The organism is Lysobacter sp. 1R34A (assembly GCF_051217035.1).
In the GTDB taxonomy this organism is placed as follows: Bacteria; Pseudomonadota; Gammaproteobacteria; order Xanthomonadales; family Xanthomonadaceae; genus Lysobacter.
In genome coordinates this window covers 1-24499 of sequence record NZ_JBPKJP010000066.1, presented here as the reverse complement: position 1 = coordinate 24499, position 24499 = coordinate 1, and the positions used below count along the sequence as shown (strand labels likewise).

Here is a 24499-nt window from a genome sequence, read left to right as displayed (position 1 = left end):
CGGCGCTGGGCCGCACGGCGAACGCCCCGGCGCCGGCAGGCCCGGTTCGGACAAGCCCGGCTCCTCCGACCGCCCCAACCCCAATCGGCCGCAGGGCCCTCGTCCCGGCGCCCACAAGTCCGGCCAGGGCCGTCCTGGCCAGCAGCCGGGCCGGCCGGGGCAGGGCAAGCCGCGCACGCGCGAGGACATCGACCTGGCCAAGGCCTATGCGATCCGTGCCCAGCGCGAGAAAGACGAACGCATCGCCGCCGAGCAGGCCAAGCAGGAAGAGGCGCGTCTGCGTCGCGAAGCGCGCGCCAAGTTGGCCGAAGCGCTCAAGGACCAGGCGCTCAACGCGCCCGATGCCGAGATCGCCCGTCACTTCCCGTACGGCGGCAAGATCAAGCGCATCTACGTCACCGAGGCCCAGCTCAAGCAGCTCAACGCCGGCGAACTCGGCGTGGTCCAGCTCGAAGGCCGTTACGTCCTGGTGACCGCGGCGATGCTGGAGCAGGCCGAGGCGATCTTCGCCCCGGCGGTCGCCCTGAAGGTCGATCCGAATGCCCCGACCGAGGACGATCCTTATGCCGATCCGCTGTACCAGGTGCCGGACGACCTGGTCTGGTGATCGTGGGCGGCGCCGCGCGCCGCCCGTGTTCTCACGATCCGGTTTTCGTCGCTTTCCTCAGGTTTGCCGCTCCGTAGATTCCCGTAGCAGCGACGTGAGTCGCGACCGCGGGACGCGCGGAGATGGCGAGGCCGTCTTCATGCGTCGAAGAACCGCTCTCGCAGGGTAGGAGCGGCGTAAGCCGCGGCATCGTTGCGACGGTCTTGCGGCGCCTCTTTCTCGTCTAATAGATCAAGATCAAACCCAAAGCTTCCGCCACTAAAGCGGCGGGTTACTTTCTTTTGTCTAAAGCAACAAAAGAAAGGTAACCAAAGAAAAATGCTTCCTTTGAGTCAAGGGCCCGCATGATCGGTGCCGACGCAGGGATTTTTCATACGGGACCTCCCTGTCCCGATGAAAAACGGCGCGCATCCCTGCGCGCCGCCCTCCGGGTTTTCTTCAGCCTTCGCTAGGGCGAGGACGCACAGCAAAGGCACCGCGACCGCCATGCATGTGCCGCCCCCTCTGTAGGAGCGACGTGAGTCGCGACCACGGGACGCGCGGAGATGGCGAGGCCGTCGTCATTTTTCGAAGAACCGTTCTCGCAGGGTAGGAGCGGCGCAAGCCGGGACCGCCATGTACCAATCTTGCGTCGTCTTTAAGGGATTCCTATAACCGCGGTCTCCGGCCCGCGGCGCGGGTGATCGCAGTTGCGTGGTCGCGGCTTGCGCCGCTCCTACCCAAGAGCGAAAGCGAACGGCCAGCCGTTGCGGTTGCCGTTGCCGTTGCCGTTGCCAAGATTTTGATCTGCTTTGGGCTTTGCCGGTCAACAGAAGACCCGTAGGGCGGCCCGCAGGGATGCGGGCCGTGCGCAAGCAGGCCATGGATGGCCTGTCTGGAGCATCCCTGCGTCGGCACCGATCGTGCGGGCTGGTGATTCAAAACAAAGCACTTTTCTTTGGTTAGCTTTCTTTTGTTGCTTTAGACAAAAGAAAGTAACCCGCCGCTTTAGTGGCGGAAGCTTTGATCTTGATCTTGATCTTGATCTTGATCCTGATGTTGATCTGGTCTGATAGAAATATGCGCCGCAAAACCGTCGCCGCGATGCCGCGGTTTGCGCCGCTCCTACCCTGCGAGAGTACGCGGCTTCGACGAATGACGGCGGCCTCGCCATCCCTGCGCGTTCCGCGGTCGCGACTTGCGTCGCTCCTACAGGTAGCCTCAAGTAACGCCGCGAGATTGAGGCAGCGCGGTCGCGGCTCGCGCCGCTCCTACCCTCGCGACAGTGCGCGGCTTCGACGAACGGAATCGGCATCGTTGTCGGCAGGCGTTTCTTGCTGCTCGCCGACGACCCTCGGCGTCATGCCTTCGATCATCGCGACGATCGCCTGCGCGGTGTCCAGCGGCCGCTCCATCGGGAACAGATGGCCGCCTTCGATCCAGCGCCAACGCTCGCCGACCAGCCGCCGGGTCGGGGCGGCGCCGGCGTTGCGCAATTCGCGCGAGCGGGTGCCGGCGAGAAAGCCGACCGGCACGCGCAGCGACGGCGCCAGGCCGCTGAGCGCGGTCGTCGGCAGGGTGTGATAGATGCGGTATTCGATCTCGCGCTCGAAAGCGAGTTCGCGGCTGCCGTCCTCGGCGGCACGGGTGCCGTGCTCGACATAGTCGTCGAGAACGCGTTGGTCCCAGCAGGCGAAGGCGGGCTTGGCCAGGAAGTGTTCGCGCACCGCGGCGCGGTCGGGCCAGAGGCGGCGGCGCTGCAAGGTGGCGCGCATCGGCATCAAAAGATTGTCCAGGCCGGTGCGTCGGCCGATCGAGACCAGGCGCGCGCGCCAGCCGGCGATCAGGGGCGAGTCCAGCATGACCACGCCGGCGACGCGCCCGGCCAGGGACGAGTCGGCCAGCCGATGGGCGGCGAGCAGACTCAGGTAGCCGCCGAGCGAATGCCCGACCAGCCAGATCCGGCGCGCATTGCCGGCGGCGTGCTCGGCGCGGGCGGCCAGTTCCTCGACCAGATGCGGCCAGTCCGGGGTTACCGGATAGCGGGGGTCGTGGCCGATGCGGTCGGGCCGGACGACGTGGAAGCGTTCGGCCAGGGCGTCCAGCATCACCCGGTAGACCGGGGCCGGGAATCCGTTGGCGTGGGAGAACAGCAGCAGGTCGTGCATGGCGATCCGTGGACGGAGCGGCTCGGCAGGACGCCGTGGCCGGGCCGGCAATGGCGTCACCATACCATTGCGTATTGAGTAGCGACAGCGGCGCCGGTCGCGTTTGCGGCGCAATGCCGGCCCGCCGGCGGCGCGAGCGCCCCGGCCGACGCGGCCCAGCTCACGGGTGGCGCCGACCGTCGTGGAGTGCTTGGCGGCGCTGTGTCGCGGCACGCCAGGACGCGGGCGGACGCGAACGGACGATCCTAGTCGAGTGCGCTGCTCAGCCAGTGCTTCGAGGTATGGCCCAGCTCGCGGATCGTCGACACGCCCAGATCGCGGATGATCCGGTGGGTGCGATGCGGCAGCGGCGATTCGTCGATGTCGTGCGGGGCGATGTTCTTGCCGGGCACGCCGGGCAGGAACTCGATCCCGGCGGCGTGGTAGCAATGCTGGACCAGCGCCGAGCAATACAACGCGCCTTCCCTGGCCATCAGGTTGCTGCGCCGGCGCAGGCGGCGGCTGTGCATCGCCATCAGGGTGCCGACCAGCTCGCTGATCGAATAGCTCGACAGGCCCGACAGCAGGTCCAGGCCGGCGACCTGGATCTTGTGCACCTGTTCCGGGCTCAGGTCGAAATCGAGGATGGCGATGTTCGGAAAGGTCTCGGCATCGTAATAGCGATCGACGCGGTTCTCCTGCACGCCCAGGCGGATCTGCTTGTAGCGCAGGTCCAGGTCGGACTCGATCACCCACCAGTGCCCGTCGATGCGGCGTTCGCTGAAGATGAAGGCGTGCGACCACAGGCTGCGGTGGCCGTCCTCGGTCAGCGGCGACTGAGCCTTGCGGATCAGCTTGTTGATCCAGTCGCGCCCGCCGCACAGGCCGATGCGGCCTGGGGCCGCGTGTTTCTCGATGAAGGCGGCGTTGCCGAGGGCCTCGCCGGCGCGCTCGGCCGCCGCGTCGATGTCGTAACCGCCGGGTATCAGGATTTCGCTCATCCGTGCACGCTCGTGTTGGCCAGTCCCTGGAGGGGGCGGCTACGCGCCGCCGGTCCGTCTTTACTCGGGATCGTAATCCAGATTCGAGGCCAGCCAGCGTTCGGCCTGCGCCAGGCTCGCGCCCTTGCGGCGGGCGTAGTCCTCGACCTGCTCCTTGGACACCCGGCCGACCACGAAGTACTGGCTGTCGGGATGGCTGAAATACAGGCCCGAGACCGCCGCGGTGGGATACATCGCGAAGCTTTCGGTCAACTCCAGGGTGGTGTGGCGGGTGGCGTCGAGCATGCGGAACAGGGTGCTCTTCTCGCTGTGCTCGGGGCAGGCCGGATAGCCGGGCGCCGGGCGGATGCCGCGGTAGCCTTCGGCGATCAGGGCCTCGTTATCGAGCGTTTCGTCGGCGGCGTAACCCCAGAACTCCTTGCGCACGCGTTGGTGCAGACGCTCGGCCAGGGCCTCGGCGAAGCGGTCGGCCAGAGCCTTGAGCATGATCGCGTTGTAGTCGTCGTGGTCGGCCTCGAAACGGGCGACGTGCGGCTCGATGCCGATGCCCGAGGTGACCGCGAAGCCGCCGATCCAGTCCTGGCGGCCGGAGTCCTTCGGGGCGACGAAATCGGCCAGGCACAGGTCGGGCCGGTCGACCGGCTTGTCGACTTGCTGGCGCAGGAAGTGCAGGCGCACGGTTTCGCCGTTGCCTTCGCCGTCGGAGGAAAGACGCACCTCGACGTCGTCGCCGACCGAGTTCGCCGGCCACAGGCCGAACACCGCCTTCGCCTGGATCCACTTCTCGGCGACGATCCGCTCGAGCATGGCGCGCGCGTCGCGGTAGAGCTCGCTGGCCTGGCTGCCGACGATTTCGTCGGTGAGGATCGCCGGATAGCGCCCGGCCAGTTCCCAGGTGTTGAAGAACGGGGTCCAGTCGATGTAATCGACCAGCTCGTCGAGCGGGTAATCGTCGAATACGTGCAGGCCCGGCTGCAGCGGCGCCGGCGGTTCGTATTCGCTCCAGTTGCCGTCGAAGCGTTGGCTGCGGGCCTTCTCCAGCGAGACCAGGCGCTTGCCGTCGCCGCGGTTGCGGTGGCGCTCGCGGATTTCGGCGTAGTCGGACGCGTTGGCGGCGACGAACGGCTCGCGCAGTTCGATCGATATCAAAGACTGGGCCACGCCGACCGCGCGCGAGGCGTCCTTGACCCAGATCGTCGGCGATTTGTAGTGGGGGTCGATCTTGAGCGCGGTGTGGGCGCGCGAGGTGGTCGCGCCGCCGATCAACAGCGGCATGGTGAAGCCCTGGCGCTGCATCTCGCGGGCGACGTGGCTCATTTCCTCGAGCGAGGGCGTGATCAGCCCGGACAGGCCGATCAGGTCGGCGTTCTCGGCCTTGGCGCGGTCGAGAATGGTCTGCGCCGGCACCATCACGCCGAGGTCGACCACGTCGAAGTTGTTGCAGGCCAGGACCACGCCGACGATGTTCTTGCCGATGTCGTGGACGTCGCCCTTGACCGTGGCCATGACGATCTTGCCGTTGGACTTGCCGGCGTCGCCGGTGCGCAGTTTCTCGGCCTCGATGTAGGGCAGCAGATAGGCCACGGCCTTCTTCATCACCCGCGCCGACTTCACCACCTGCGGCAGGAACATCTTGCCGGCGCCGAACAGGTCGCCGACCACGTTCATGCCGGCCATCAGCGGGCCTTCGATGACGTCGAGCGGGCGGGCGGACTCGGCGCGCGCGGCCTCGGCATCCTCTTCGATCCATTGGTCGATGCCGTGCACGAGCGAATGGCTGAGGCGGTCGCGTACCGGCCGGTCCCGCCAGGCCAGGTCCTCGACCCGCTTCTCGCCTTTCTTGCCCTTGTAGCGTTCGGCCAGGGTCAGCAGGCGCTCGGTGCTGTCGTCGCGGCGGTTCAGCACCACGTCCTCGACCGCTTCGCGCAGTTCGCTGTCGAGATCGTCGTACAGTGGCAGGCCGCCGGCGTTGACGATGCCCATGTCCATGCCGGCCTTGATGGCGTGGTACAGGAACACGGTGTGGATGGCCTGGCGCACCGCCTCGTTGCCGCGGAACGAGAACGAGACGTTGGAGACGCCGCCGGAGACGTGGCTGTAGGGGAAGCGGCGCTTGAGCTCGCGCGTGGCCTCGATGAAATCGACCGCGTAATTGTTGTGCTCCTCGATGCCGGTCGCGACCGCGAACACGTTCGGGTCGAAGATGATGTCCTCGGGCGGGAACCCGATACGCTCGGTCAGCAGCTTGTAGGCGCGCGTGCAGATCTCGACCTTGCGGTCGATGGTGTCGGCCTGGCCGACCTCGTCGAAGGCCATCACCACCACCGCCGCGCCGTAGCGGCGGACCAGGCGGGCCTGGCGCAGGAACTCGGCTTCGCCTTCCTTCATCGAGATGGAGTTGACGATGCCCTTGCCCTGCAGGCACTTCAGCCCGGCCTCGATCACCGACCACTTGGAGCTGTCGACCATGACCGGGATGCGGGCGATGTCGGGCTCGGCCGCGATCAGGTTGAGGTAGGTGACCATGGCCTGCTCGGAATCCAGCAAGCCCTCGTCCATGTTGACATCGAGCACCTGCGCCCCGTTCTCGACCTGCTGGCGTGCGACCGCGACCGCCTCGTCGTAGCGGGCCTCGGTGATCAGCTTGCGGAATTGCGCGCTGCCGGTGACGTTGGTGCGTTCGCCGACGTTGACGAAATTGCTTTCGGGCGTGATCTGCAGCGGCTCGAGGCCGCTGAGGCGGGTCTGGCGGGGGAGGGCGGCGGTCATACGGGGGGCTGGTGCCTGGGAAGGGGGCTGGTGAGAGGAATGAGGAACGAGGAGTAAGGAGCTAGGAAAGAATGAGGAGGAGTGAGTAGTGAGCAACGAGGAACGAGTGGGGTGGCTTTACTCACTCCCCGCTTCTATGCACTCACTTCTCGCTTCAAGCCGCATTTTCCAACTGCAGCGGGCGGCGCGGCTGGACGCCTTCGACCGCCGCGGCGATCGCGGCGATGTGCGCCGGGGTACTGCCGCAGCAGCCGCCGACCAGGTTGAGCAGGCCGGCGCGGGCGAACTCTCCGAGGACCGCGGCCATGTCTTCCGGGGTTTCGTCGTAACCGCCGAAGGCGTTCGGCAGGCCGGCGTTCGGATGGGTGCTGACGTGCGAGTCGGCGATCTGCGCCAGCACGTCGATGTGCACGCGCAAGTCCTTGGCGCCGAGCGCGCAGTTCAGTCCGATCGCGGTCGGCTGGACATGGCGCACCGAGTACCAGAACGCCTCGGCGGTCTGGCCCGAGAGAGTGCGGCCGGAGGCGTCGGTGATAGTGCCGGAGATCATGATCGGCAGGCGCGCGCCGCGGGCGTCGAAGGCTTCCTCGATCGCGAACAGCGCGGCCTTGGCGTTGAGGGTGTCGAAGATCGTCTCGACCATGATCACATCGGCGCCGCCGTCGATCAGGCCGTCGGTGGCTTCGCGGTAGGCGATGCGCAATTCGTCGAAGGTGATCGCGCGGTAGCCGGGCTGGTTGACGTCCGGGCTCAGCGAGGCGGTGCGGCTGGTCGGGCCGAGCACGCCGATCACGTAGCGCGGCTTCGCCGGCTTGCCCTGGCCGACATCGCGCGCTTCGGCCTCGTCGCAAGCCTGGCGGGCCAGCCGCGCTCCGCGTTCGTTGAGCTCGCGCGCCAGATGCTCCAGACCGTAGTCGGCCAGCGAGATGGTGGTCGAGTTGAAGGTGTTGGTTTCGATCAGGTCGGCGCCGGCGGCGAGGTATTCGGCGTGGATGCCGCTGATGATGTCGGGACGGGTCAGGGTCAGCAGGTCGTTGTTGCCGCGCTGGTCGCGCGAGCAGCCGCAGCCCTTGCCGTGCACGTGGTCGTTTTCGCCGTCGTGGCTGCCCGTGTACAGCCGGTCGTAGCCTTCGGCGAAGCGCTCGCCGCGGTAGTCGGCTTCCTGCAACTCGTGCTGCTGGATCATCGTGCCCATCGCGCCGTCCATGATCAGGATGCGTTGTTCCAGGCCGCGCAGCAGGCTGCGCGCACGTTCGGGATTGAGCCAGGGCAGGGTTTCCATCGGGACCTCCTTACTTTTTCGCCGGCTTGCGGGCCGGTTCGGCGGCGGGCTTGCGCGCCATCAGGGCGATCACCTCGAAATGCGGCGGGCGCCGTTCGCGGGTCACGGTTTCGCAGTTGACGATGTCGAAGCCGGCCTTGGCGGCGAACTTCTGCAGGTCTTTCTCGGCGAAACCCAGGTTGACGTGGCCGAAAGCCTCGACCGCGCCGCGGTGCTCGTGGCTGGCCAGGCTGGTCAGCAGCAGGCGGCCGCCCGGGCGCAGCACGCGCGAGGCTTCGGCGACCGCCTGGGCCGGGTGTTCGGCATAGGTCAGCGCGTGCATCAGCACCACCAGGTCGAAGCTGTCGGCCTCGAACGGCAGCGCGTGCATGTCGCCCTCGCGCACCTCGACGTTGCGCAGCTTGCGCAGGCGCTCGGAGGCGGCGGCGACGACCTTGGTGCTGGCGTCCAGGCAGACGTAGCGGTTGGAGTGCGGCGCCAGCAGTTCGGCGAGCACGCCGTCGCCGGAGGCGATGTCGAGCACGTCGCCGGGCTGCAGCAAAGGCAGCGCCGAACGCGCCAGCGCTTCCCAGGTCCGGCCCGGCGAGTAATGGCGCTCCATGTCGCCGGCGACCGAATCGGCCCAGTTCTGGTCGGAGGCGCGCATCGCCAGCACCGCGGCCACGCGCTCGGCGTCCTGGCGCAACAGCGGGTCGTCGCTGCCGGTGCGCAGGGTCTGCCACAGCGCGCGCTGGGCATGGTCGAGCGCGGCCTCGTCGAAACGGTAGTAAGCCGACACCCCGGCGCGGCGGTCGCGCACCAGCCCGGCTTCCTTGAGCTTGGCCAAGTGGGTCGACACGCGCGGCTGGGCCAGGCGGGTGATCGCCGACAGCTCGGCGACAGTCAGCTCCTCGCCCTCCAGCAGAGCGAGCAGACGCACACGGGTGGCGTCGGCGAACACCTTCAAGCGGGACGACCAGCCTTCGAGATCCATAGAAGCAACGCCTTGTGAATGGGGAAACCGGGAATCGGGGAATCGAAGCGGGCACCGGGAGGCCCCGTTCTCGATTCCCGTATTCCATCAACGTATCGCGATATAGAGATAAGTGTGTTCCCGCGGGCCGGGCAGGTCAAGTCGGGGCCGCCCGGCATGGGTCGCGCAGACGCCCATCGGCGCAAACACCGGGGCGGCTGCCGGGCAGCCGCATGGGTGGGGTTATTCGGCGCGCGCAGCTACAATTCGCATTCGCGGCCATCGATAGCGCCGCGGACCAGGACGCAGAACCATCGCGCCGGTCGGAATCGACAGCGGCAGCGCCTACGGGCAGCCGCGCGTCCGGCCGCAGTGCTCAAACCAGCAGAGGTGCCGACGTGGATTTTGGCTTTACCGAAGAGCAGTTGATGATCCAGGACGTGGCGCGCCGTATCGCCCAGGAAAAGATTGCTCCCAGCGCCGAGCACCACGACCAGACCGGCGAGTTCCCGCTCGAGAACATCCGCACCCTCGGCGAGAACGGCCTGATGGGCATCGAAGTTCCGGCCGAGTACGGCGGCGCGGGCATGGACCCGATCTCCTACGTGCTGGCCATGGTCGAGATCGCCGCCAGCGACGCCGCCCACTCGACCATCGTCTCGGTCAACAATTCGCTGTTCTGCAACGGCATTCTCAAGTTCGGCACCGAAGCGCAGAAGCAGCTGTACGTGCGCGCGATCGCCGAAGGCCGCGAAATCGGCGCCTTCGCCCTGACCGAGCCGCAGTCGGGCTCCGACGCCACGGCGATGCGCTGCAAGGCGGTCAAGCAGGCCGACGGCAGCTTCGTCATCAACGGCAAGAAGAGCTGGATCACCTCCGGCCCGGTCGCCAAGTACATCGTCCTGTTCGCGATGACCGACCCGGACAAGGGCGCGCGCGGCATCACCGCGTTCATGATCGACACCGGCAAGCCGGGCTTCCACCGCGGCAAGACCGAGCCCAAGCTCGGCATCCGCGCCTCGGCCACCTGCGAGATCGAGTTCGAGGACTACGTGGCCGCGCCCGAGGACGTGCTCGGCGAAGAAGGCCACGGCTTCAAGATCGCCATGGGCGTGCTCGACGCCGGCCGCATCGGCATCGCCAGCCAGGCCATCGGCATCGCCCGCGCCGCCTACGAGGCGACTCTGTCCTACGTGCGCGAGCGCAAGGCCTTCGGCCAGCCGATCGGCGCGTTCCAGATGACCCAGGCCAAGATCGCCGACATGAAGTGCAAGCTCGACGCGGCCCTGCTGCTGACCTTGCGCGCGGCCTGGAAGAAGGCCGAGACCGACAAGCACGGCGGCCGCTTCAGCAACGAGGCCGCGATCGCCAAGCTCACCGCATCGGAAGCGGCGATGTGGATCGCCCACCAGGCCGTGCAGATCCACGGCGGCATGGGCTATTCCAAGGAAATGCCGCTGGAGCGTTATTTCCGCGACGCCAAGATCACCGAGATCTACGAAGGCACCAGCGAGATCCAGCGCCTGGTCATCGCCCGCAACGAAACCGGTCTGCGCTGAACCGGCCGATGAAACGTTTCGGCTCGTCACGGCCCACCGCCTGTCCTGAGGACGGCGGCATGGCCCTGCGCGCTTCGAACGCCGCCGCCCTGCACGGCCCGCGCCCGATGGCGCGCGGCCGCGTGGGCGCCTCGCTCGACTACGGCGCCGCGCTCATTGCCGCCCTGCAAACCTCGATCCGCAAGCTCTAACTCCTTCTCTTGGCCCGCGCGAAAGCGTGGGCCTCATACCATCCGGACCTCAGAGTTCCCATGAGCAACAAACCCAAAGCCGCGTCCAAGCAGGAACCCGCCAAACAAGCCTCGGCCAAGCCAGCGCGCAAACAGGCAGTCAAGCCGGCCGCCAAGCCCGTCGCCGCGAAAACTGCCGCAGGCAAGTCCGTCGCCACCAAGCCGGCCGCAAGCAAGCCGGCCGCGAAGAGCGCCGCCAAGCCGGCCGCCAAGTCCGCCGCGCCGGCCGAAACCCAGAGCGCCGGCGTCTCGCTGGAGCCGATCATCGCCGCGATGCGCAAGCGCCTGCCGAAGGCGCGCCACGCGGAGGCCGAGGCGTTCGCGAAGGCGTTCTACAAGCGCATGAGCCTGGACGAGATGCCGCAGCATCAGGCCGACGGCTGGGCCGCGCTGGCGACCGACTTCCTCGACTACGCGCGCGACCGTCGGCCGGGTTCGGCGCTGGTGCGCCTGTTCAATCCGACCCTGAAGACCCACGGCTGGGAATCGGCGCACACCGTGCTGCAGATCGCCAACGACGACATGCCGTTCCTGGTCGATTCGGTGACCATGGCCCTGGCCGACCTGGGCATCGGCGTGCACGTGCTCGGCCATCCGGTGGTGACCTTCCAGCGCGACAAGGCCGGCAAGCTGCTCGCGGTCGGGCAGGGCGTGGCCGAGTCGCTGATGCACCTGGAAATCGACCGCCTGACCAACGAGTCGATGGCCGCGGCCAAGAAGGCGCTGGAAACCGTGCTCGCCGACGTGCGCGCGATCGTCCGCGACTGGTCGCAGATGCGCGACAAGATGAACGAGGTCGCCGACGGCCTGATCTCCGAGCGCATGCCGGTCAACGAAGACGGCAAGCGCGAAGCCCAGGCCTTCCTGCGCTGGGCCGCCGAGAATCACTTCACCTTCCTCGGCTACCGCGAGTACGAGGTGATCAAGCGCGACGGCCAGGACCTGCTCAGCGCGATCAAGGGCAGCGGCCTGGGCCTGCTGCGCGGCAAGGACGCCGGCAAGCCGCGTCCGCTGACCTCGCTGGCCGCGCATTACATCCCGCAGTCGGGTTCGGTCGATGCGCTGATCCTGACCAAGACCAATGCGCGCTCGACCGTGCATCGTCCGGGCTACATGGACTACATCGGCGTGCTGAGCTTCGACGAGCAGGGCCGCCCGGTCGCCGAAAAGCGTTTCCTCGGCCTGTACACCTCCAGCGCCTACAACCGCCGGCCCTGGGACATCCCGCTGGTGCGCCAGCGCCACGCCTACGTGATGGAACAGTCGGGCCTGGCCCCGGACAGCCACAGCGGCAAGGCCCTGCGCCACGTCCTGGAAACCCTGCCGCGCGACGAGCTGTTCCAGTCGAGCGAAGAGGAATTGTTCAAGACCACCTCGGGCATCCTCGGCCTGCAAGAGCGCGTGCGCAGCAAGATGTTCCTGCGCCGCGACCGCTACGGCCGTTTCTTCTCGGGCCTGGTCTACATCCCGCGCGACCGCTTCAACACCGATGTGCGCCTGCGCGTGGAGGCGATGCTCAAGCGCCGCCTGCACGGCGAATACATCGACACCACCGTGCACATCGGCGAATCGCCGCTGGCGCAGATGCACGTGATCGTGCGGCCGAAGTCGGGCGAAGCGATCCAGATCGACCACGTCGCGATCGAGGCCGAGCTGGCCGAGATCGTGCGCAACCGCCAGGACGAATTGCGCGATGCGCTGGTCCAGCGCCACGGCGAGCAGCAGGGCCTGGCCCTGGCCAACCGCTACGGCCGCGCCCTGCCGGCCGGCTACATCGAGGAAGTCTCGGCCGCCGTCGCCGCCCAGGACATCGCTCACCTGGCCGCGCTGGCCGGCCCGGACGATCTGCGCCTGAGCCTGTGCCGCACCCGCCAGGGCGAGGGCGGCCTGCGCTTCAAGTTCTACCGCCAGCTCGACGACATCCCGCTGTCGGACGCGCTGCCGATGATGGAGAACATGGGCCTGCGGGTGATCTCCGAGCACCCCTACCGCCTGCGCGTCGACGAGCAGCCGGTCTACATCCAGGACTTCGAGGTCGAGACCGCCAACAACGACATCGACATCGACAGCCTCGACGAGAACTTCGAGGACGCGTTCGCGCAGATCTGGCGCGGCAACGCCGAGAACGACGGCTTCAACCGCCTGATCCTCACCGCCAACCTGTCCTGGCGCCAGGTCGCGATGCTGCGTGCGTACTGCAAGTACCTGTTGCAGGTCGGCGTGCCGTTCTCGCAGAGCTACGTCGAGGAGACCTTCTCGCGCTATCCGCTGCTCGCGCGCCTGCTGGTGGAATTGTTCGAGGCCCGCTTCGATCCCTGCACCGGCAGCGAGAGCAAGGCCGAGATCAAGGCCGGCCAGGAGCGCCTGGTGCAGCAACTGCAGGCCCTGTCCGGCGGCGACGCTGCGGTGATGGCCGCGGTCAAGCCGGTCATCGAGGCGCGCAACGGCAAGCGCGACGAACAGGCCAAGGCCACCGTCGATGCGATCAAGGCGCTGCTCGACCGCGTCTCCAGCCTCGACGAAGACCGCATCCTGCGCAGCTTCGTCGGCGCGATCAACGCCACCCTGCGCACCAGCTACTACCAGCGCGGCGCCGACGGCGCCGACCGCGGCTACGTCAGCTACAAGTTCGATTCGGCGCTGGTGCCGGACCTGCCCAAGCCGCGTCCGTACCGCGAAATCTTCGTGTACGGCCCGCGCGTCGAGGGCGTGCACCTGCGCTTCGGCCCGGTCGCCCGCGGCGGCCTGCGCTGGTCGGACCGTCGCGAAGACTTCCGCACCGAGGTGCTCGGCCTGGTCAAGGCGCAGATGGTCAAGAACACCGTGATCGTGCCGGTCGGTTCGAAGGGCGGCTTCTTCGCCAAGCGCCCGCCGGCCGGCGGCGACCGCGACGCCGTGCTCGCCGAAGGCATCGCCTGCTACAAGATGTTCATCAACGGCCTGCTCGACATCACCGACAACATCGTCGACGGCAAGATCGTGGCGCCGCGCGACGTGGTCCGCCACGACCAGGACGACCCCTACCTGGTGGTCGCCGCCGACAAGGGCACCGCGACCTTTTCCGACATCGCCAACGGCATCGCCGCCGAGCACAAGTTCTGGCTCGACGACGCCTTCGCCTCGGGCGGCTCGGTCGGTTACGACCACAAGGGCATGGGCATCACCGCCAAGGGCGCCTGGGAGTCGGTCAAGCGCCACTTCCGCGCGATGGGCCGCGACAGCCAGATCCAGGACTTCACTGCGGTCGGCATCGGCGACATGTCCGGCGACGTGTTCGGCAACGGCATGCTGCTGTCCGAGCACATCCGCCTGCTCGCCGCATTCGACCACCGCCACATCTTCCTCGACCCGAACCCGGACGCGGCGCGCACGTTCAAGGAACGCGAGCGCATGTTCAAGCTGCCGCGCTCGAGCTGGGACGACTACGACAAGAAGCTGATCAGCAAGGGCGGCGGCGTGTACCCGCGGTCGGCCAAGTCGATCCCGCTGTCGCCGGAGATCAAGGCCGCGCTCGGCATCGACGCCGGCGTCGCCGCGATGAGCCCGGTCGAGCTGATGAGCGCGATCCTGAAGGCGCCGGTGGACCTGCTGTGGAACGGCGGCATCGGCACCTACGTCAAGTCCAGCGGCGAAACCAACAGCGACGTCGGCGACCGCGCCAACAACGGCCTGCGCGTCGACGGCCGCGAGCTGCGCTGCAAGGTGGTGGGCGAGGGCGGCAACCTGGGCCTGACCCAGCTCGGCCGCATCGAAGCGGCGCAGCACGGCGTGCTGCTCAACACCGATTTCATCGACAACTCGGCTGGCGTGGACACCTCGGACCACGAGGTCAACATCAAGATCCTGCTCAACGGCCAGGTGCAGGCGAAGAAGCTGACCTTGGCCGACCGCAACAAACTGCTCGCTTCGATGACCGACGAGGTCGCCGAGCTGGTGCTCAACGACAACTACCGGCAGAACCAGGCGATCAGCCTGATGGAGCGGATGAGCCAGACGCGTCTGGGCTCCAAGCAGCACTTCATCCGCACCCTCGAAGCGCAGGGCCTGCTCGACCGCCAGATCGAGTTCCTGCCGTCCGACGCCGAGATCTCCGAGCGCAAGGCGCGCGGCCAGGGCCTGACCCGTCCGGAGCTGTCGGTGCTGCTGTCGTACTCCAAGCTGGTCGCGTTCCAGCAGATGCTCGACTCGGACGTGCCGGAAGACCCCTACCTGTCGAAGGAACTGGTGCGCTACTTCCCGCAGCCGCTGCAGAGCAAGTACGCCAAGGCGATGGAGAACCACCGCCTCAAGCGCGAGATCATCGCCACCGCGGTGACCAACTCGACCATCAACCGGATGGGCGCGACCTTCCTGCTACGCATGCAGGAAGACAGCGGCCGCACTCCGGGCGAGGTCGCCAAGGCCTTCACCATCACCCGCGAGACCCTCGAGGCGCGCGACTTGTGGGCCCAGATCGACGCCCTCGACGGCAAGGTCGCCGAGTCGACCCAGATCGATGCCCTGCAGGTGATCTGGAACCTGCAGCGCTCGTTCACCCGTTGGTTGCTGTCGCGTCCGGGCACGATCCCCGATATCACCACCGCGGTCGAGCGCTACCACGACGGTTTCAAGAACATCCGCGCCGGCCACGGCATCCTCGGCGACGGCCAGCGTCCGGCTCACGACGCCGCGTTCGCCGACTGGAAGGCCAAGGGCGTGCCGGAAGCCCTGGCCGCCCAGTTGGCCGCGTTGCCGTACCTGGAGCCGAGCTGCGACATCATCGAACTGGCGCGCGAGCGCAAGCTCAAGCCGGTCGAGGTGGCGAAGGTCCACTTCCGCCTCGGCGAAGCGCTGCGCCTGCCGTGGCTGCAGGAGCAGATCGACGCGCTGACCGTCGACGGCCGCTGGCATGCGGTCGCACGCGGCGTGCTGCGCGAGGAACTGGGCGCGCAGCAGCGCATCCTGGTCGGGCAGGTGCTGTCGATGCCGGGCGCCAACGCCGACGCCAAGATCAAGCATTGGCTCGGCCGCGACGACGTCTCGCTGCGTTTCACTCTGGCCATGCTCAACGAGCTGGCCGCGCAGAAGTCGCTCGACTACCCGACCGCCTCGGTCGCGGTGCAGCGTCTGTCGCAGCTGGCTGCGCGCGGCTGATCAGGCGCTGACACAGGCGCCGATGACGATGGGCCCGAAGCCCCTCTCCCGCCCGGGAGAGGGGTTTTTTGTGCGCTCTGTCATATCGCGGCAGAAACGCTCCGCTTTGGAGTAGCAGCGGTGCGAGCCGCGACAGCGTTCTTGCCGCGCCTCGTCGCTGCGATGTCGCGGTCGCGACTCGCGCCGCTCCTGCCCCTGAAGCTGCTGCCTCTCCGGCTGTTGCGACCGGCCGTGCGCAATCCGCCACGCCCTCCGGGTTATGCTGGCGGCATCCTTCCGGAGCCGCCGATGACCGCGACGCAACGCATCGCCTTCCTCGCCAGTCACACCGACGACGCCCAGCGCGCGCTCGCCGAGCTCGTCGCACGCCACGGCCAGCACGAGCCGGACGCGGCCGACGTCCTGGTCGCGCTCGGCGGCGACGGCTTCATGCTGCAGACCCTGCACCGCCACGGCGGCCTCGGCAAACCGGTGTACGGGATGAAACTCGGCACGGTCGGGTTCCTGATGAACCAGCACAGCGGCGGGGACCTGTTCGCGCGCCTGGAAAACGCCGAGCCGGCGGTGCTGCGGCCGCTGGAAATGGTCGCCCAGACCGAGTCCGGCGCGACCTTCGGCTCGCTGGCCTATAACGAGGTGTCGCTGCTGCGCCAGACCCGCCAGGCCGCGCACATCCGCATCGACCTCAACGGCCAGACCCGGCTCGACGAGTTGATCTGCGACGGCGTGCTGGTCGCGACCGCGGCCGGCAGCACCGCCTACAACTTCTCCGCGCACGGGCCGATCCTGCCGCTGGGCTCGGCGGTGATCGCGCTGACCCCGATCGCGGCGTTCCGGCCGCGGCGTTGGCGCGGCGCCTTGCTCAAGGCCGATACCGAGATCCGCTTCCGCGTGCTCGACCCCTACAAGCGCCCGGTCAGCGCCACCGCCGATTCGCACGAGGTGCGCGACGTGGTCGAGGTGATGATCCGCGAGTCGCGCGATCGCACCGTCACCTTGCTGTTCGACCCCGAGCACAACCTCGAAGAGCGGATGCTGATCGAGCAGTTCACCAGCGGCTGAGCCGGCTCAGGCCAGCCGCAGCAGCAGTTCGCGCAGGCGCGGATCGGCCAGGTCGGGCAGGGCGGCGGCCTGCGCCGGTTCGAACCACTGCAGGCATCGGTGCTCGTCGCCGCGCGCCTCGGGCTCGCCGTCCCAGGCCTCGACCCGATAGACGCGCAGGACCAGGCCGTCCAACGCCAGCTCGGCCAGCACGCTCGCCGCCGGCTCGCGTGACCCGCCGGACGCGGGCGGGCCGATCCCGGCTTCCTCGCCCAGTTCCCGCCACAGCGCTTGTTCCGGCGTCTCGCCGGCCTCGACGTGGCCGCCGAGCATGTCCCAGCAACCCGGCGCCAGCCGCTTGTGCGCGGCGCGCAGGCCCAGCAACACCCGGCCCTGGCGCCATAGCAGCGCGCCGACCAGATCGATGCAGGGTTCGCCGATACTCATCGTGCGGCAGGTCCTTCGGGCTATGCGCCGAGCAGGGCGATGTTCGCCGCACTGCTCGAAACCACTTTAAGTTGAGTTTTTTTAAATTTAATAATCAACAAGTTACGACGGATATCTAATCTCAATTCGTGCCGGCAGTCTGGCCGCGCATCCGCCGTGCGATTTCGCTGGCCGCGGCGATCAGCAGGGTCAGGGCTATCGTCGACAGCAGCTGCAGGCGCGGGCCTTCGATCGACAGGGCCAGCACGAACACCAGGCCGAGGATCGCCAGGCCGGCCCAGGTGACATAGGGAAAGGCCCACATCTTGAACGGCAGCACCGTGCCGGCGCGGTCGGCGCGGCGGCGCAGGATCAGCTGCGAGACCAGCGACAGCGCCCACACCAGCAGGCAGGTCGAACCCACCACGTTGAGCAGGGCCGGCAGCACCTTGTCCGGATACAGCAGCTCCAGTGCGGTGGCGACGAAGCCGAAGGCCACGCTCGCCAGCACTGCCACCGTCGGCACGCGGCTGCGGCTGAGGTGGGCGAGCGCGCGCGGCGCTTCGCCGCGTTCGGCCAGCGAATAGATCATGCGCGAGGCGCCGTAGAGGTTGGCGTTGAGCGCCGACAGCAGGGCGACCACCGCGACCAGGGTGATCGCGGTCGCCGCGCCGGGAATGCGCGCGACCTGCAGCACCGCGGCGAACGGCGAATTGAGCGACTCGCTGGTCCACGGCACCACCGCGATGATCACCGCGAGCGAGCCGATGTAGAACACCAGGATGCGCCAGGCGACGGTGCGGATGGCATGGGTGATGCTGCGCTCCGGGTCCTGGGTTTCGGCCGCGGCGACCGCCACGATCTCGGTGCCGCCGAAGGCGAACACCACCACCAGCAAGGCCGCGCCGACCCCGGCCCAGCCCTTCGGCGCGAAGCCGCCGTGGTCGACGAAGTTCGACAGGCCCGGCGAGGGCACGTCCGGCAACAGCCCGCATACCAGCAGCACGCCGATGGCGATGAAGGCCAGGATCGCGGCGACCTTGAGGATCGCGAACCAGAATTCGAACTCGCCGAAGTTGCGTACCCCGAGCAGGTTGACCCCGGTGAACACCGACATGAATACCAGCGACAACAACGCCACCGGCAACTGCGGCCAGACCGTCGCGAGCAGGCCGGCGGCGCCGACCGATTCGGCCGCGATCACGATCACCAACTGCGCCCACCACAGCCAGCCGAGGGTGGCCCCTGCGGTCGGGCCCATGGCGTCGGCGGCGTAGACCGAGAACGCGCCGCTGGTCGGCCGCGCCGCGGCCATCTCGCCGAGCGCGCGCATCACGATGATGACCAGTGCGCCGGCGATCAGATACGACAGCAACACCGCCGGACCGGCGCTGCGGATGCCGACGCCAGAACCGAGAAACAGACCGGCGCCGATCGCGCTGCCCAGGCCCATCATGACCAGCTGGCGCGACTTCAAGGCATGGCCGAGCTGGGAGGCGGCCGCGCCGTTCATGAGCGTGGCGGCGCGGGCGGGCGGGACTTCGGGCAGGGGCATGTCGGGCGTCCGGACGATGAGCGGTGCGGAACGATACCTTGTCGCCGCGCCCGGCAACGAGGCCCATGAGGTTTCCGGCCTGAAACCGCACCAAAACCGCACGAGCCGGCCAGCGGCGCCGATGCGGAGCTAATCCGGGCGCGCCGACGCCTCCGGCGCGGTCCCGGGCGAGCCTTCAGCCCAACCCTCAGGCCAAGCCGCGACGCCGGCCAGGGCCAGGCTGACCACCATCGCCCCGGCCTCCTCGTCGAGGCGCAGGTCGACCCGGTAGCGCTCGCACAGTCGCTGCACGATCGCCAGGCCGAGGCCGAGGCCGGCGCTGCCTTCGCGTTTGCGGAACGGCTCGTGCAGGTGCTCGCGCAGCTCGGCCGGGATCGGACGGCCGCGGTTGGCGATGCGCAGGCGCTCGCCGGCGAGGCCGATCTCGACCGTGCCGCTGTCGGTGTGGGCGAAGGCGTTGCCGATCAGGTTCGACAACAGGATGTGCAGCACCGGCTGCGGCAGATCGATGCGCGCCTCGGCGGGCACCTCGACTTCGACCTCGACCGGCTTGCCGTCGAGCCAGACCGCCTGCTCGATCACCACCCGCTCCAGCACCGGCAGCAGCGCGATCGGCGCATCGGGCCGCACCGGCGGCGCTTCGCGCGCCAGGGTCAGCAGGGTGGCGACGGTCTGTTCGAGTTGCCAGGCCGATTGGCGCAGGTGCAGCAGCTGCGCGCGGCCGGCCGCGGACAGAGCGGGTTCGGCGAGCAGGCGTTCGCCGGCGCTGCGGATCACCGCCAGCGGCGTGCGCAGTTCGTGGCTGGCATCGCGGGTGAAGGCCTGCTCGCGGTCGATGAAGGACTGGGTGCGCTGGGTCATCGCCTCCAGGCCGCGCGCAAGCACGCCGACCTCGTCGTCGGGAAAACCCGCGGCGATGCGCTGCGGCCAGCGGTTCGGCGACATCGTGTCGACCAGTGCGGCCAGCCGCGACAGCGGCGCGGTGCTGCGCCGCGCCAGCCAGGCGCCGAGCGCCATGGCCAGACCCACCACCGCCAGCGCCGACCAGCCCAGCCACTGCAGCACGCGGTCGCGCATCGGCCGCACCACCAGTTGCCGGCTGACCTCGGCGACCAGCCAGGCGCCCGTCGCCGGCGCCGGCGGTCGCAGCGCCTTGACGTGGTAATGGCGGCCGTCGCGGCCGGCGAATTCCGAGCGCCAGGGCTCGGAGCGGCGCGCGGCGACCAGGTCGGAAGGGAACTGTGCGGGGTCGGTGTATACGCGCATGAAGGCCTGCTGCGGTTCGGCCCAGCGCCCGTCGAGCGCGTGCCGGCGCAGTTGCGCCGCGGCCTCCTGTTCCAGCATCGAGTCGAAGAACGCGTCCTCGGTCGCGTACATGAAGCTCACCGCATACAGCCCGAACAAGGCCGCGACCGACAAGGCGAAGCCGGCGAAGGCGAGCATCAGGCGATTGCGCAGGCGTCGCCGCGGCCGTTTCTCCGCGGCGTTCACGGCGCCGCTTCCCGGTCGCTTTCGAGCTTGAAGCCGACCCCGTGCACGGTGCGCAGCATCGCTCGCGCGAACGGTTTGTCCAGCGCCTGCCGCAACAGGTACAGGTGCGAACGCAGTGGGTCGGATTGCGGCGGCGCATCGCCCCACAGACGCTGGATCAGCTCGCTGCGGGTCAGGGTGCGCGGCCAGGCCTCGGCGAGGATGGTCAGGATGCGCAAGGGCGTGTGCTGCAGGTCCAGCAGTTGTCCCTCGCGCCGCACTTCGCCGCTGCGGCGGTCGATGCTCAGGCTGCCGATGCGCAGCTCGTGCGGCTCGCCGGCGCGATGCCGGCGCGACAGGGCCAGGCAGCGCGCCAGCAGTTCTTCGCCGGCGAAGGGCTTGACCAGGTAGTCGTCGGCGCCGGCCTCGAAGCCGCGCAGCTTGTCGTCCAGGCCGTCGCGCGCGGTCAGCATCAGGATCGGCACGTGGCGGTCGGCGCGTGCGCGCAGTTCCGCGCACACGCGCAGGCCGTCGAGGCCGGGCAGGGTCAGGTCGAGCACCAGCACGTCGGGCGGATCGTCCAGAGCCAGTTGCAGGCCGTTGCGGCCGTCGGCGGCGAAATCGACCGCGTGGCCGTGCGATTCGAACATCGCCGCCATGGCCGTGCGCAGCGCCAGGTGGTCTTCGATCACGAGGATGCGCAGGCGGTCGTGCATCAGCGCTCAGCCGTCGATCCGTTCGAGAAGGCGCTTAGCATCGGCCATGTCCGGATGGCTGACCAGCACCTCGCCGATCATCGCCCGCGCCCGGGCCTCGTCGCCGAGCCGCCAGTGCGCCTCGGCCATGCCGAGGCGCAACTGCGGTTCGGGCATGTACGGCGCGGCCAGTTGCATGATCGCCAGCGCGGCGCGGGTGCGCGCGGGCTCCGGATGCGCCTGCATTTGGTAATAACCGATCAACCCGATCAACTGCACGTGGTAGGCGTCCGGCTCGTCGGCAAGCGCTTTGTGCGCGGCCTCGCGCTCGCCGGCGAGCAAACGCTCGACCAGGGCCAGGCTGCGTTCGTCGCGCCAGGGCGTGCGCGCGACCGGCGTGCGCCCGAGCGCGGCGACGATGGCTTCGGCGACGGCCGCGGTGGCGTAGGGGTTCTGGCCGGTGATCAGGCGGCCGTCGACGGCCCGCCCCGGCATCATCAGCGGCGCCTCCTGCCAGCGTGCGCCGCGTCCGCGCAGGGCGTCTTCGAGCTGGAACCGGAACTGCTTGGCCCAGCGCTTGCCGAACACCGCTTCTTCCTCGTTGCTGAAACCGGTCACGGCGCGGCCGGCGACCAGATAGGAGCCGTCGTCGAGACGCACGTCGACCAGCGCCGCCGGGCCGTGACAGACCGCGGCGACCACGCCGCCGCGCTCGTACACCTCGGCGAGCAGCCGCGGCAGCGCCGGATCGCCCGGCAGATCGAACATCGCGCCCTTGCCGCCGACCACGTAGACCGCAGCGTAGTCTTCGGCGCGCACGGCCGCGGTGGCCAAACTTGCGCCCAATAGGCGCAGGCCCCGGCCGTCTTCGAGCAGGCGCGCATTGAAGTCGAGCTTCGGGTCGTACCGGTCGGCTTCGACCGCGCCGCCGCGCGGGCTGGCGACCTCCACCGCCAGGCCGTTGTCGCGGAAAATCAGATAGGCCTGGGCGAACTCGTCCATCTCGAAGCCAGGCCGGGTCCGGCCCTGGTCGCGGCCTTCGCCGCTGACCACGATCAGGACCTTGTCGGCGGCCTGGGCGAGGCCGGTGGCCGCGCATGCCAGCAGCAGGCCCAGGGCCCATCGGCGCGCAGGCGGAAATCGGAGGTTCATGGCGAGGACCGGGAGTGAAGGAGAGGGCCAGTCTCGCGGGCGCCTGTGAAGCAAACTTCAAACCGCAATCGGCCGGGCCATGGACCAGTGTGCGTACGTCGCAGCCGAATGGTGGACGCGGCGCACGCAAAGGCCGTCCTATCTGCGTGGCGCGCGACAGGGCACAATGACGGCATGCCCGACCGTGATGCCGACCCGTTGATCGTCGCGATTTCCTCGCGCACCCTGTTCGACATGGAAGAAAGCCACGCGCTGTTCGAGCGCCAGGGCATCGACGCCTATGCCGACTTCCAGCGCGAACACGAGGACGACGTGCTGCGGCCCGGCGTCGCCTTCCCGCTGGTGCGCAAGCTGCTCGCGCTCAACGAAGGCGCGCCGCCGGAAGCGCCGCGGGTCGAGGTGATCCTGATCTCGCGCAACTCCGCCGACAGCGGCCTGCGCATCTTCAACTCGATCGCCCATCACAGCCTGTCGATCAAGCGAGCGGCCTTCAGCAACGGCGCGCCGCCGTTTCCCTACATCCGCCCGTTCGGCGCCGACCTGTTCCTCTCGGCCAATGCCGAGGACGTCAGCGCCGCGCTTGCCGCCGGCGTAGCCGCGGCGACCCTGTTGCCGGCGATACCGCCGTCGCGGTTGGCGCCGCACCTGCGACCGGACCAATTGCGCATCGCCTTCGACGGCGACGCGGTGATCTTCGACGACGAGGGCGAGCGCGTCTCGCGCGAAGGCGGCCTGGCCGCATTCGCCGAGCACGAGCGCAGCCACGCCGGCGAGCCGTTGTCGGGCGGCCCGTTCCGCGGTTTCCTCGATGCGCTGCATCGTTTGCAGAAGGCCTTCCCGGTGGGCCAGGACGCACCGATCCGCACCGCCCTGGTCACCGCGCGCTCGGTGCCGGCGCACGAGCGGGTGATCCGTACCTTGCGCGAATGGGGCATCCGCCTCGATGAGGCCTTGTTCCTCGGCGGTCGCCCCAAGGGCCCGTTCCTGGAAGCCTTCGGCGCCGACATCTTCTTCGACGATTCCGAGCACAACATCCTGTCGGCGCGCGACCACGTCACCGCCGGACACGTGCCGCACGGGGTCGCGAACCGCTAGGGACGGGCTTTGACGCTGGCGCCGCGCTGGCGACGCTTCGCTTCCCGCGACGCTATCACGCGTCCCGCGTCCCGCGACCTACGCCTCGGATCCCGCGTATCAGGGCAGCATCTTTTCCAGCGGCAGGCGCACGTCGGTCACCCGCCACTTGAGACCGTCGCGGGTCAGCACGAACACCACCGGATCGCCGTCGGCATTGGCGACCGTAGCGGTGAAACGCGATGGCGACTCGAAGCGGTAACTCGCGTGCTCGAGCGGTTCCGCCGGCGGCACCTGCGCATAGGCGTCGCGGCGCGGCGCCGACGAATCGAGACGGCGCAGCAGGTTGCGGCCTTCGAGCACCGCACCGATGCCGACCGGCGTGGCGATGGCGTCGACCGCGGTGCCGGCCACGCCGCTGGCCAGGCTGATGCCGAGCGCGGCGAGCGGATTGGACTGCAGCTCGGGGCCGGCGCGACGGACGATGTAGTCGTCGACCTGTGCCTTCAGGCTCAAGCGCAAGGCGGCGAAGTCGACATGCTTGCTCAGTTCGCCGGCGTTGCCTTCCTTGACCGCGCTGCGGATCGCGTTGACGGTCAGGAACGGCCCGGCGGCGACGTAGCCGAGCAACAGGACCAGGGCCAGGACGAGCAGGGCTATCCATTTCTTCATCGCGACGATCCAGGTTGGCGGACCGCCAGAGTAACGGCCTTGGCCTTACCTGGGCTTAAGAAAGCCGGACAGAGGTGGAACTTACGCTTCGGCGACGGCGCGGTCCGCTCGCCTGCCGAGGGATCGGCCCGACTTACGCGGTCTCGACCGGGCGGGCGTCGCGCGCGTAGCGCTGGGCGGCCAAGTGCAGGGCGAGGGCGGCCAGCGAACAGACAGAGCCGGCCATGAACGCGGCCGTGCCGCCGCCGTGCTGCCAGGCCAGGGCGGCCATGCCGGCGCCGAGCACGCCGCCGATGCCGCCGCTGAAGCCGTACAGCATGCCCTGCGCCGAGGCCATGTCGCGGCGCGCCGGGAACAGTTCGGCCATGCGCCGCATGCAGCCGGCATGGAAGGCGGCGAAGCTCAACGAGTGGCCGGTCTGGGCCAGCGCCATCCAGGCGAAGGAATCGGCGAACCAGGCCACCATCACCCAGCGCAGCGCGGTCGCGAAGATGCAGGCTGCGATCAGGCGATGCGCGCCGAAGCGCTGCACCAACCGCGGCGCCTGCCAGAACATCAGGATCTCGCACACCACCCCGATCGCCCACAACAGGCCGACCGCGAAACCGTCGTGGCCGTGCGCCTGCAGCTGCAAGGTATAGAACACGTAGAACGGGCCGAAGCTCAGCTGCACCAGCAAGGCGGTGCCGAGCAGCCGGCGCGTGCCGGGGCGCCGCCACAGACGCTCGCGCGGCGTGCCCGCGAGCGGCGCCGGC

The 24499-nt window shown here is 68.7% G+C and carries 17 protein-coding genes and 1 pseudogene; 6 read left to right on the top strand and 12 right to left on the bottom strand.

Going from position 1 to position 24499, the window contains the following annotated elements; translation table 11 throughout:
* On the top strand, positions 1-607 hold a 607-nt coding region (locus tag ACSAMQ_RS14380), incomplete at its 5' end, for a DUF2058 domain-containing protein (protein ID WP_435396304.1).
* A 1250-nt stretch (positions 608-1857) separates the two neighbouring features.
* On the opposite strand, the gene ACSAMQ_RS14375 is transcribed toward ACSAMQ_RS14380, so the two are convergent.
* The 5 genes and pseudogenes from ACSAMQ_RS14375 to ACSAMQ_RS14355 form a co-directional block, all read right to left on the bottom strand.
* Positions 1858-2754, bottom strand: a complete 897-nt coding sequence (locus ACSAMQ_RS14375; protein WP_435396303.1) for an alpha/beta fold hydrolase — start codon at positions 2752-2754, stop codon at positions 1858-1860.
* A gap of 245 nt (positions 2755-2999) precedes the next feature.
* Positions 3000-3734 carry a hypothetical protein gene (locus ACSAMQ_RS14370; RefSeq protein ID WP_435396302.1) on the bottom strand — a complete coding sequence of 245 codons (735 nt, stop codon included), beginning with the start codon at positions 3732-3734 and terminating at the stop codon, positions 3000-3002.
* Positions 3735-3794: 60 nt separating this feature from the next.
* Positions 3795-6503, bottom strand: coding sequence for a methionine synthase (gene metH / locus ACSAMQ_RS14365; RefSeq protein WP_435396301.1), 2709 nt, complete (start codon positions 6501-6503; stop codon positions 3795-3797).
* 154 nt (positions 6504-6657) lie between these two features.
* Positions 6658-7785: a homocysteine S-methyltransferase family protein gene (locus ACSAMQ_RS14360; RefSeq protein ID WP_435396300.1), complete on the bottom strand. Its 1128-nt coding sequence runs from the start codon at positions 7783-7785 to the stop codon at positions 6658-6660.
* Positions 7786-7831: 46 nt separating this feature from the next.
* Positions 7832-8758: pseudogene (locus ACSAMQ_RS14355) on the bottom strand (ArsR/SmtB family transcription factor); the annotation flags it as partial.
* A 377-nt stretch (positions 8759-9135) separates the two neighbouring features.
* Here ACSAMQ_RS14355 and ACSAMQ_RS14350 point away from each other — a divergent pair.
* The 4 genes from ACSAMQ_RS14350 to ACSAMQ_RS14335 all read left to right on the top strand — a co-directional run bounded on the left by ACSAMQ_RS14350 (position 9136) and on the right by ACSAMQ_RS14335 (position 16721).
* Positions 9136-10296 carry an acyl-CoA dehydrogenase family protein gene (locus ACSAMQ_RS14350; RefSeq protein ID WP_435396299.1) on the top strand — a complete coding sequence of 387 codons (1161 nt, stop codon included), beginning with the start codon at positions 9136-9138 and terminating at the stop codon, positions 10294-10296.
* An 8-nt stretch (positions 10297-10304) separates the two neighbouring features.
* Positions 10305-10487, top strand: coding sequence for a hypothetical protein (locus ACSAMQ_RS14345; protein ID WP_435396298.1), 183 nt, complete (start codon positions 10305-10307; stop codon positions 10485-10487).
* Positions 10488-10547: 60 nt separating this feature from the next.
* Positions 10548-15659, top strand: a complete 5112-nt coding sequence (locus ACSAMQ_RS14340; protein ID WP_435396297.1) for an NAD-glutamate dehydrogenase domain-containing protein — start codon at positions 10548-10550, stop codon at positions 15657-15659.
* Positions 15660-15947: 288 nt separating this feature from the next.
* Complete coding sequence (locus ACSAMQ_RS14335) at positions 15948-16721, top strand: NAD kinase (RefSeq protein ID WP_435396296.1); 774 nt, start codon at positions 15948-15950, stop codon at positions 16719-16721.
* 6 nt (positions 16722-16727) lie between these two features.
* Here ACSAMQ_RS14335 and ACSAMQ_RS14330 read toward each other — a convergent pair whose 3' ends face one another.
* From ACSAMQ_RS14330 to ACSAMQ_RS14310, 5 genes are all read right to left on the bottom strand, one after another.
* Positions 16728-17147 (bottom strand): NUDIX domain-containing protein, encoded by a 420-nt coding sequence (locus tag ACSAMQ_RS14330; RefSeq protein WP_435396295.1) that lies wholly within the window; start codon positions 17145-17147, stop codon positions 16728-16730.
* A 121-nt stretch (positions 17148-17268) separates the two neighbouring features.
* Positions 17269-18681 (bottom strand): amino acid permease, encoded by a 1413-nt coding sequence (locus ACSAMQ_RS14325; RefSeq protein WP_435396294.1) that lies wholly within the window; start codon positions 18679-18681, stop codon positions 17269-17271.
* A gap of 129 nt (positions 18682-18810) precedes the next feature.
* Positions 18811-20172 (bottom strand): HAMP domain-containing sensor histidine kinase, encoded by a 1362-nt coding sequence (locus ACSAMQ_RS14320; RefSeq protein ID WP_435396293.1) that lies wholly within the window; start codon positions 20170-20172, stop codon positions 18811-18813.
* Positions 20169-20855, bottom strand: coding sequence for a response regulator transcription factor (locus tag ACSAMQ_RS14315; protein ID WP_435396305.1), 687 nt, complete (start codon positions 20853-20855; stop codon positions 20169-20171). The genes ACSAMQ_RS14320 and ACSAMQ_RS14315 overlap by 4 nt, the downstream gene beginning before the upstream one ends.
* An 18-nt stretch (positions 20856-20873) precedes the next feature.
* The gene (locus ACSAMQ_RS14310; protein WP_435396292.1) at positions 20874-21998 is read right to left on the bottom strand and encodes a type 1 glutamine amidotransferase domain-containing protein; all 1125 of its coding nucleotides are present in this window, start codon (positions 21996-21998) and stop codon (positions 20874-20876) included.
* Between the two features lie 174 nt (positions 21999-22172).
* Between ACSAMQ_RS14310 and ACSAMQ_RS14305 the strand changes: the two genes are divergently transcribed.
* Positions 22173-23093, top strand: a complete 921-nt coding sequence (locus tag ACSAMQ_RS14305) for a 5'-nucleotidase (RefSeq protein ID WP_435396291.1) — start codon at positions 22173-22175, stop codon at positions 23091-23093.
* A 99-nt stretch (positions 23094-23192) separates the two neighbouring features.
* Here the strand turns inward: ACSAMQ_RS14305 and ACSAMQ_RS14300 are convergent, their stop codons facing one another.
* The gene (locus ACSAMQ_RS14300) at positions 23193-23744 is read right to left on the bottom strand and encodes a DUF2939 domain-containing protein (protein WP_435396290.1); all 552 of its coding nucleotides are present in this window, start codon (positions 23742-23744) and stop codon (positions 23193-23195) included.
* A gap of 133 nt (positions 23745-23877) precedes the next feature.
* Positions 23878-24499, bottom strand: a 622-nt coding sequence (locus ACSAMQ_RS14295) for an MFS transporter (RefSeq protein ID WP_435396289.1), incomplete at its 5' end; no start/stop codon positions are given.

What these genes read in the sequence shown, in the direction of transcription:
- ACSAMQ_RS14325 (WP_435396294.1), bottom strand. Translation starts at nt 18,681, where the DNA reads ATGCCCCTGCCCGAAGTCCCGCCCGCCCGCGCCGCCACGCTCATGAAC.
- ACSAMQ_RS14370 (WP_435396302.1), bottom strand. Translation starts at nt 3,734, where the DNA reads ATGAGCGAAATCCTGATACCCGGCGGTTACGACATCGACGCGGCGGCC.
- ACSAMQ_RS14310 (WP_435396292.1), bottom strand. Translation starts at nt 21,998, where the DNA reads ATGAACCTCCGATTTCCGCCTGCGCGCCGATGGGCCCTGGGCCTGCTG.
- ACSAMQ_RS14360 (WP_435396300.1), bottom strand. Translation starts at nt 7,785, where the DNA reads ATGGAAACCCTGCCCTGGCTCAATCCCGAACGTGCGCGCAGCCTGCTG.
- ACSAMQ_RS14340 (WP_435396297.1), top strand. Translation starts at nt 10,548, where the DNA reads ATGAGCAACAAACCCAAAGCCGCGTCCAAGCAGGAACCCGCCAAACAA.
- ACSAMQ_RS14345 (WP_435396298.1), top strand. Translation starts at nt 10,305, where the DNA reads ATGAAACGTTTCGGCTCGTCACGGCCCACCGCCTGTCCTGAGGACGGC.
- ACSAMQ_RS14305 (WP_435396291.1), top strand. Translation starts at nt 22,173, where the DNA reads ATGCCCGACCGTGATGCCGACCCGTTGATCGTCGCGATTTCCTCGCGC.
- ACSAMQ_RS14330 (WP_435396295.1), bottom strand. Translation starts at nt 17,147, where the DNA reads ATGAGTATCGGCGAACCCTGCATCGATCTGGTCGGCGCGCTGCTATGG.
- ACSAMQ_RS14375 (WP_435396303.1), bottom strand. Translation starts at nt 2,754, where the DNA reads ATGCACGACCTGCTGCTGTTCTCCCACGCCAACGGATTCCCGGCCCCG.
- ACSAMQ_RS14335 (WP_435396296.1), top strand. Translation starts at nt 15,948, where the DNA reads ATGACCGCGACGCAACGCATCGCCTTCCTCGCCAGTCACACCGACGAC.
- ACSAMQ_RS14300 (WP_435396290.1), bottom strand. Translation starts at nt 23,744, where the DNA reads ATGAAGAAATGGATAGCCCTGCTCGTCCTGGCCCTGGTCCTGTTGCTC.
- metH (WP_435396301.1), bottom strand. Translation starts at nt 6,503, where the DNA reads ATGACCGCCGCCCTCCCCCGCCAGACCCGCCTCAGCGGCCTCGAGCCG.